Here is an 8,931-nt window from a genome sequence, read left to right as displayed (position 1 = left end):
AGCTTGCCTCGCGATCTTTTAAAAGATCAAAAGATCGCGAGGCAAGCTCGCTCCTACAGGGGTCAACCGTTAGCCGCTAAACGCTCGAAGGCTTGCAGCACTTGCTCCGGGCATTCGAGCATCAGTTGGTGGCCGCAGGGCAATACCTGGTAGTGCGCGTTGGGCAGGTGGCGGGCAAGGGCTTCGCCGCCGCTGGCGGGGGTCAGGCCGTCGGTTTCGCCAGACACCACGTACACCGGCACATTCAGCCCGGCCAGGGCTTGGGCTTCGGGCCATTGGGCGTTGTTCATCAGGGCTTTGAACACGTCCAGGCGGTTGCGCTGGGCCAGGCCATCCTCGTAGTCGACCAACGCCGGGTCGGCCTCGGGGTGCCAGGCGCGGGCGCGAAAGTCTTTGGCCAAGATCGGCCGCAATAACGTCAGCAGCCAGTTCGGCAAACTCAACAACCCACCCGTCCCTACGGGGCGATGCAAGACGCTACCCAGCAGCAACACGCCGTCGATGCGCAGCGCCGGTTGCTGACGCGGCAATGCAAGCAAAGTGCTCATGGCCAGGCCGGTGCCGTAGGAGTGCGCCACGTACAGGTTGCGCGGCCCGGCATAGCGCTTGAGCACCGCCAGATTGTCGGCCACCAGTTCGTCCCAGGCGTAGGCGTTGGCGTCGCGCGGTTTGTCGCTGTCGCCATGGCCGAGCAGGTCCCAGGCCACCAAGGTGTAGCCCTGCTCACTCAAGTTGCGCCATAGCTCGCGCCACTGGTCTTTGTTGCCGCCGCTGCCATGGCCCAAAAACACCACGGTGTCGCAGTTGCCCTGATGCACGGCCACGCTCAGTCGCCGTCCGGGGCGCACGTCTATCAGTTGGCCACGCACCAGCGGCAGGTGGGCGAATCGGTTGGGGTCAGCCTTGGGCACTTTTGGCCTCCTGAGCAGCAAAATAATCGGGACGAGGCAGGCCAAGATGATCACGCAACGTGCGGCCCTGATAAGCGCGGCGGAACAAGCCACGACGCTGCAACTCGGGCACCACCTTGTCGACAAACGCATCCAGCGAACCGGGCAGATATGGCGGCATCACGTTAAAGCCATCGGCGGCGCCTTCGACAAACCATTGCTCCAGTGTGTCGGCCACGTGCCGCGCATCGCCCACCAGCACCAGATGCCCGCGTGCCGCTGCCATGCGCAAGTAAAGCTGGCGAATGCTCAAGCCTTCTGCTCTGGCCACGCGGATCAGCAAGTCACGACGGCTGACCCCGGACTCGGTAGCGGGCAGTTCAGGCAGCGGCCCATCCAGCGCGAAGGCCGACAGGTCGGTGCCACCGGCAATATCTGCGAGCAGCGACAGACCGACTTCGGGCTGCACCAACCCTTGCAACTGATCAAACAAGGCCTGCGCTTCATCCGCCGTTTCAGCGACGATGGGCATCACGCCCGGCATGATTTTGACCTGCTCGGCACTGCGCCCGTACTGGGGCAACAAGGCCTTGAGGTCACGGTAAAAACGCTGGGCGCCCGCCAGCTCAGGTTGTGCGGTGAACACCACTTCGGCATGGGCCGCTGCCAGCTCGCAGCCTTCCCGTGAGGCGCCGGCCAGCACTTGCACCGGCGCTACACCGGCGCTGGCCCAACCTTGCTGCACCTCGGCCAAAAAGCGGTGGGCCCGTTCATAACGTCGGGCGTGTTCAAAGTGGCCGTCTCGTCCAAAGTTGAAGGCTTCGTTGGCATTGCTGGAGGTCACCAGATTCCAGCCGCTGCGCTGCCCGCTGAGGGCTTCAAGAGAAGTGAAGGACCGGGCCAGCGACTCAACCGAGTTGTAAGAGGTGGTCACCGTCGCCACCAGGCCAATGCGCTCGGTGACGGCGGCCAACCCCGCCAATAACGTCAGCGGCTCGAAGTGCTCGGTGCGCGACATGCGGCTCAGCGCCTCAACGCTGCCCGGCAACATGGCCAAGGTGTCGGAGAGGAACAACGCATCGAAACAACCGTGCTCGGCAGTGCGGGCCAGTTGCTGATAGTGGGCGACGTTCAGGCCGCCATCGGCCTGGGCCTCGGGGTGGCGCCAGCCCGCGATATGGTGCCCGGTGGCCATCAAAAACGCGTTGAGGCTCATCATCCGTTGGCTCATGGTGTGGCCTCCAGCACCGGGGTATGCAGCGCAAAATCTTGCAGCAGCCTACGGGTGTAAGGGTGGTTGGGTTGGCCGAGCAACGCGGCGGTCGCGCCCTGCTCCACCACTTGCCCGGCCTGCATCACGGCGATGCGGTCACTCAAGCGCGCCGCCACGCGCAGGTCGTGGGTGATGAAGACAATACTCAGCTTCAACCGCCGTTGCAGGTCCTCAAGCAATTCAAGAATTTGCACCTGGATCAGCGCATCGAGTGCCGACACGCATTCGTCCGCGATCAATACTTTGGGCTCCACCGCCAAGGCCCGTGCGATGCCGATACGTTGGCGCTGGCCGCCGGAAAACTCATGGGGATAACGGTCCAGCGCCGTTTCTGGCAGGCCCACCAGACCCAGCACTTCGCGTGCTTTTTCTGCCGCCTGCGCCGGGCTGCGACCTTGAGCCAGCGGCCCGGTCATCAGTTGCGTGCCGATGCGCTGGCGCGGGTTGAGCGAGGCGAACGGGTCCTGAAAGATCATTTGCACCTCTCCACGCTGCCCGCGCAACCGCGCTTCAGGCAGGTCGGTGACGTCACGCCCGTGCCAGTGCAAGCTGCCGCCATCGCTGCGCAACAAACGCACCAGGCAGCGGCCCAAGGTCGATTTGCCCGAGCCAGACTCACCGACGATGCCCAGGGTTTCGCCTTCGGCCAGTTGCAGATCGACACCCGCCAGCGCCCGCGTGGTGCGCCGCCCCCACCAACCGAGGCGGCGGTTAAAGTGTTTTTCCAGTTGCTGCGCCTGCAACACCGGCTTGCCCGGCGCCAGGGTCGGGCGCGGGTGGTCAGGGGCCGCAGACACCGCCGCGATCAACTGCTGCGTGTAATTTTGCTGCGGCGCACCCAGTACCTGAGCCGCCGTGCCTGCTTCTACGTGATGGCCCTTTTGCAACACCAGCACGCGGTCGGCAATGGCCTCGACCACGGCAAAGTCGTGGGTGATAAACAGCATCGCCATGCCCTGCTCACGCTGGATGCGCCGCAGTAAATCAAGAATCTGCCGTTGCGTGGTCACGTCCAATGCCGAGGTCGGCTCGTCCGCAATCAACAGCTTCGGCGCGAAGGCCAGCGCCATGGCGATCACCACACGTTGGCGCTGGCCGCCGGACAACTCAAACGGGTAGGCATGGTAGAGCCGCTCCGGGTCCGGCAGGCCGACATAACCGAGCAGTTCGACAACCCGAGCACGGCGCTGGGCGCGGTCTTTCACGCCATGGGCCTGCAAGGTTTCGTCGATCTGTCGACCCACACTGAGCAACGGGTTGAGCGCACTCATCGGCTCTTGAAACACCATGCTGATGTCGCGCCCGCGCAAGGCGCGCATGGCCGGTTCATCCAGGTTGGCAAGGTCTTCACCACGCCAGCGCAGAGTGCCGTGCTCGATTTTTAGAGGTGCTGGCAGCAGGCGCAGCAGAGCCTTGGCCAGCATCGACTTGCCCGAGCCGGACTCGCCCACCACACACAGGCATTCCCCTTCGCGCACGTGCAGCGACACGTCATGCAGTGCGTGGCTGCGGTCGCCACCCGCAGGCAGTGCGATGCGCAGGTGCTCGACGTCGAGCAAAATCGGTTGGGCTGCGCTCATGCGGAATCTCCAGGGCGACGGGCAGGTTCAAAAGCAATGCGCAGGCCTTCGCCCACACGGTTAACCGCCAGCACGCAAAACAGAATCGCCAGCCCCGGCATCAGGCTCATCCACCAGGCGTCGCGCAGCATCCCGCGCGAGGCGTTGATCATGTAGCCCCAGCTCATGGCATCCGGGTCGCCAAGGCCAAGAAAAGCCAGCGCCGCCTCGGTGAGAATCGCCGTGGCCATCACAAAGCTCAGCGTCACCAGCAACGGCGCCAAAGCGTTCGGCAGGATTTGCCGAAACACGATGGCCAGCGGCGCTTGCCCCAGCACCCGCGCGGCCTGCACAAATTCACGCTGGCGCAAACTGAGGAACTCGCTGCGCACCAACCGCGCCACCGCAGGCCAGGCCACCAGCGCGATGGCCAACACGATGGTGCCCAGCGACGGCTCCAGCACGGCCACCAGAATCACTGCCAGCACCAGTTGCGGAATGATCTGGAAGAACTCGGCCACGCGCATCAGCACCGCGTCCAGCCAGCCGCCGAAGTAACCGGCCAATGCCCCCACCAGCAAGCCGGTGAGCAAGGTGGCCAGCGTCGCCAACACGCCCACCGACAGCGACACCCGGGCGCCGTACAGCAAGCCGGTGGCCAGGTCGCGGCCCAGCATGTCGCTGCCCAGCCAATGCCTGGCCTGGGTAAACGGCGCGAGCATGGGCGTGGTGTTCATCTCCCAGGGCGAGCCCTGGTAGAGCCACGGTGCCGCCACGGCCAGCAGGCCCAGCAGCAATAAAAACAGCGCGCCGATCAGCGCCGCAGGTTGCCCGATAAAACGTTGCCACACACTGGAATCCTTCATCGTGCTGCCCCTTCGGCGCCGATGCGCGGGTCGATCAGGCGGCAGGCCAAATCCGTGAGCAGGTTGAAACCGACCACCAACACCGAGATCAGCAAAAAGCCGCCCAGCAACACGCTGTAATCACGTTGGGACAGGGCGTCGTACATCAAGCGGCCGATGCCCGGCCAGGAATACACCACTTCAATCAGCAAGGCGCCGCTGGCCAGTTGCCCCAGTTGCAACCCGGCAAAGGTCACCACCGGCAGCAGCGCGTTGCGCAGCACGTGGGCGAAGACGATCCTTGACGGGGCCAGGCCTTTGGCACGGGCGGTGTAGACATGTTCCTGTTGCAACGCCTCCAGGGTGGCGGCGCGGGTCAGGTGCACGTACAAAGCCAGGAACAGAAAGCTCAGCGACAGGCACGGCAGCACCAGGTGGCGCAGGCGGTCGCCCAGCCAGGCAAAACCGCTCAGGTCAGCGGCGACGGTCTGCATGCCAAACGCCGGCAGCCAGTCGAGCTTGACCGAGAACAACACGATCAACAGCATCGCCAGCCAGAACGGCGGCGTGCCGTACAACAACAGCGCACCATTGGAAATCAGCCCGTCCAGCCAGCGGCGGCGCTGACGGCTGAGCGCAGCCAACGCGCCAAGGGCCACGCCGAACAGTGACGAGATGACAAACGCCGAGCCCATCAGGCTCAAGGTGGCGGGCAGGCGCTCGGACAACAAGTCCCAGACCGGCGCCTGATTGCGGTACGAGTACCCCAGATCCAGGTGCGCGACCTGGCCCAAGTAGTGCAATAACTGCTGGGGCAGCGGCTGATCCAACCCCATCTCACTGCGCAGCTTGGCGATGTACTGGGCATCGTCCACGCCCGCCTCACCGGCCATCAACTGCGCCGGATCCCCCGGCGCCAAACGCACCAGCAAAAAGCTCAGCACCAGCACGCCAAGGATCATCAGCAGCGCACGCCCAAGGCGCGCGCCCAGGAACCACACGCCGCTCATGGCGCCGGGGCGTCCAGGTAGACGCTCTCGTAGTCTTCGTTAAGGCTGGTGGCGGTTTGCAGCAGGTTTTTCACCTGGCTGTGGAACAGCGTCGGGTAGCGCATTTCAAAGATCGGCGCCACCGGCAGGTCGTCGTTGAGTTTGTGCTCCAGCTCGCTGTACACGCGAGTCCGCTCCGCGCCTTCAGGGGTGTCAGCAACCTTGCTCCACAGGTTGTCGACGTCCGGGTTGCTGTAGCCGCCGACGTTGGCGAACGGCGAGGTTTTAAGGATGTAGTCAGTGCGGTACAGGTAGGCGTTGACCAGGTACGGGTCGCCGATCTGGAAGATAAAGTTGTAGGTCAGGTCAAAGTCCCAATCGCTGACGCGCTGGAACCAGGTCGCCGCGTCCGACGTCACCACCTGCACCTTGAAGCCCAGCGGCTGCAAGGCCTGGCGGGTGTACTCGGCCAGACGCTCCCAGGCGCCGCCTTTCTCACCGTTGAGCAAACGAATGCGCACGGCGCCCACGTCCACCCCGGACTCAGCGATCAGCGCCTTGGCTTTGGCCAGGTCATAGCCGTACTGCGGCAGTTGCGGGTCGTGGTAAGGCGAACTGGAGGCGAAAGCACCGGGCGAGACCTTACCGGCGCCAAAGAAGATGTTGTCGACGATAAACGGACGGTTCAGCGCATACAGAATCGCCTGGCGAACCTTGGGGTTGTTCAGCGGCGGCTTGCGGGTGTTGAACTGCAAGTAGGCCAGCCCTGAGTACAGCTCCCAGCCCTTGTCCGAAGACTCCACGCCCGGCAGTGCGCCCAGGCGCTTGAGATCGGAGTAGTCGGCATCGCCACTGCGCAGCACCTGCACGTCGTTGCGCTCAAAGGCGGCAGCACGCGAGGAGCCGTCCGGGATCACGTGAAAGACAATCGCGTCCAGGTGCGGCAACCCCTTTTTCCAGTAGTTGGGGTTTTTCACCAGCTTGATGTAAGCGCCGCGCTTCCACTCCTCAAACTTGAACGGCCCGGTGCCCACCGGCTTGAGGTTGTACGGGTTGCTGCGAAAATCGGTGCCCGCGTAGAGGTGCTCCGGGGCAATCGGGCGCAGACCGCTGCCGAGCAATGACAGGAACGGCGCGAAAGGTTTTTTCAGGTGGAAGACCACTTGGTGCGGCTGGCTGGCGTCGATGCTGTCGAGGTACTCCTCGAACACGCTGGCAATGCGTTTATCGACTTCAGGGTAGAAGGTGCCGAAGCTGAACTTCACGTCAGACGCGGTGAACGGCTTGCCGTCGTGCCATTGCACGTCGGGCTGCAATTCAAAGGTATAGGTGAGACCGTCCGGTGACACCGTCCAACTGCGCGCCAGCACCGGCTTGGGCTTGAGATCGGTGTCAAAGGTCAGCAAGCCCTGGAGGATCTTGCCGCTGACGTATTGGGTCGAGACATGGGTGACCACGCCGTGCATCAGCGACGGCGGCTCGGGCTGGGCGATCAGGTTGAGCACACCGCCGTCTTGCGGGGCGGCGTGAACGCTGGCGGCAAACACCGCGGCACTGGCCAGCAGGCCCAGGCGTTTGAGGGCAAGGCGCAGCGGCCCGGGGCGAGGCGGATGACGATGGGCTGGACTGGACATGCGAACTCCTGGCGTTAATTGCTCGGGGCATGCGGCCCCACTGCCAAGCAGTTTTGCAAGGGGTGTGCCACTCGCCTGCAGGCCGCTGAACCGGCGGTGCGGCAGTCTGCGGCGCTGGCGCATTGATGAAAAAACCACAGCCCCGGACCTGACTGTGGAAAAAGCAACAGTGGCCAACGTGTTGTTTTCCCCCCAGTGCGCCTGACTGCGCAGCCGCACGAACTGGCACAGCCCTTGCCCTGTACAACGGATCGACCTTTGAGCGGACACCTCGCATGTCACACGACTACCTCGGCAACCCCATCGACACCGACCACCCCTTGGCGCGTCAGGCGCTGGACGATTTCACCCTGGGTTTTCTCAGCTACCACCCGCGTGCCGAGGGGATTGTGGCCAGTGCCGAGCGCCACCCGGAGTCGGCGCTAAGCAATGCCCTGGCCGGCATCCTGATGATGTTCAGCGAATCACCCGAAGGCCCGGTGCTGGCCGAGCGCTTTCGCGCAATCGCCGCGCAGGTGACCGACCCGCAGCCACGGGCAGCGCTGTATGTAGCGCTGTTGCAGGCGTGGATCAACGAAGACCTGGACCAGGTGCTGCACCTCAGCGAAACGCTGCTCGACCAGTACCCCCGCGACCTGTTCGCGGCCAAGCTCAACCAGTACGTGGAGTTCAATCGCGGCAACTGGCCTGCGCTGCTGCGCATCGCCCTCAAGGCCGTAGCGGCCAGCGACGATATCGCCCAGAGCCACGGCATGCTGGCGTTCGCCTACGAGCAATGCCATTTGCTGGATGAGGCCGAAGCCAGTGCGCGCCGCGCTCTGCAACTGCAAGCGAGCGAACCCTGGGCGCAACATGCGCTGGCCCACGTGATGCTGACCCAAGGGCGCATTGAAGAAGGCATCGGTTTTCTGGAAAGCGTCAGCCACCATTGGCAGGGCCTCAACTCGTTTATGTACACCCACAACTGGTGGCATCTGGCGCTGTTTTATCTGGCCCGTGGCGATCAGGCGCGGGTGCTGGAAATCTACGACCAGCATGTCTGGGGCGTGCTGCCGGCGTACTCCCAGGACCAGATCGGCGCAGTGTCGCTGCTGGCCCGTCTGGAGCTGGCCGGGGTCAATGTGGGCCAGCGCTGGGAAGCACTCGCGCCGTACTTGCAAGCCCGCCACCGCGATACCGTGCAGCCGTTTTTGAGCGTGCAATACCTGTATGGATTGGGCCGCGCAGGCAAGCCCGAGGCCGATCAATTACTGCACGCATTGCGCGAGCATGCGCGTGAAGCGCCAGTGTTCAGCCGGGCGGTCTGGGCCGAGGTCACCCTGCCGCTGGCCGAAGGGTTGCTGGCCCATGCCCGTGGTGAACACCGGCTGGCGCTGGAACGTTTGGGCGTGGCCCTGCCCCGGTTGAACGACATTGGCGGCAGCCATGCGCAGCGCGACCTGTTCGCCCAGATCGAACTGGACGCACGCCTGCACGCGCAAGACTGGGCCGGGGCGCAGCAGGTGCTGGAATTGCGTCGCCGCTATGACGCACAGGACGTACCGACCAACCGGGCGCTGGAGCGGGTGTACCAGGCGCTGGGCCTACCGACATTGGCGCAAGCCGCCGCAGCGCGGGTTGAGGCGGTGCTCAACACCCCACACACCTCATAACCCCCTGATACCCGTGGGAGCGGGCTTGCTCGCGATGCAGACGACTCGGTATCTCTGCCAGATCACGTTGATCCGATCGCGAGCAAGCC

General features: G+C 64.1%; 7 protein-coding genes. 1 reads left to right on the top strand and 6 read right to left on the bottom strand.

Annotated features, from left to right (window positions below):
• Positions 1–62 precede the first annotated feature (62 nt).
• From QMX84_RS24925 to QMX84_RS24900, 6 genes are read right to left on the bottom strand one after another with little or no spacing between them, the layout of a single operon-like run.
• Positions 63–911 (bottom strand): alpha/beta hydrolase, encoded by an 849-nt coding sequence (locus QMX84_RS24925; RefSeq protein WP_282365037.1) that lies wholly within the window; start codon positions 909–911, stop codon positions 63–65.
• A complete protein-coding gene (locus QMX84_RS24920; RefSeq protein ID WP_282365036.1) occupies positions 898–2,121 on the bottom strand; it encodes an LLM class flavin-dependent oxidoreductase in 1,224 nt (407 codons plus the stop codon). Before QMX84_RS24920 ends, QMX84_RS24925 begins: the two co-directional genes overlap by 14 nt.
• Complete coding sequence (locus QMX84_RS24915; protein WP_282365035.1) at positions 2,118–3,743, bottom strand: ABC transporter ATP-binding protein; 1,626 nt, start codon at positions 3,741–3,743, stop codon at positions 2,118–2,120. Before QMX84_RS24915 ends, QMX84_RS24920 begins: the two co-directional genes overlap by 4 nt.
• Positions 3,740–4,588, bottom strand: coding sequence for an ABC transporter permease (locus tag QMX84_RS24910; protein WP_282365034.1), 849 nt, complete (start codon positions 4,586–4,588; stop codon positions 3,740–3,742). Before QMX84_RS24910 ends, QMX84_RS24915 begins: the two co-directional genes overlap by 4 nt.
• Entirely contained in the window at positions 4,585–5,577 is a 993-nt protein-coding gene (locus QMX84_RS24905; protein ID WP_048367699.1) for an ABC transporter permease, read from the bottom strand. The genes QMX84_RS24910 and QMX84_RS24905 overlap by 4 nt, the downstream gene beginning before the upstream one ends.
• On the bottom strand, positions 5,574–7,190 hold the full coding sequence (locus tag QMX84_RS24900; protein ID WP_282365033.1) for an ABC transporter substrate-binding protein: 1,617 nt from the start codon (positions 7,188–7,190) through the stop codon (positions 5,574–5,576). The genes QMX84_RS24905 and QMX84_RS24900 overlap by 4 nt, the downstream gene beginning before the upstream one ends.
• A 275-nt stretch (positions 7,191–7,465) precedes the next feature.
• Here QMX84_RS24900 and QMX84_RS24895 point away from each other — a divergent pair, with 275 nt between their 5' ends.
• On the top strand, positions 7,466–8,842 hold the full coding sequence (locus tag QMX84_RS24895; RefSeq protein WP_282365032.1) for a tetratricopeptide repeat protein: 1,377 nt from the start codon (positions 7,466–7,468) through the stop codon (positions 8,840–8,842).
• Positions 8,843–8,931 lie beyond the last annotated feature (89 nt).

This window comes from Pseudomonas sp. PS01297, from assembly GCF_029959305.1.
In the GTDB taxonomy this organism is placed as follows: domain Bacteria; phylum Pseudomonadota; class Gammaproteobacteria; order Pseudomonadales; family Pseudomonadaceae; genus Aquipseudomonas; species Aquipseudomonas helleri.
The sequence above is the reverse complement of the archived record's forward strand: the minus strand, read 5'-3'. Positions and strand labels throughout refer to the sequence as shown.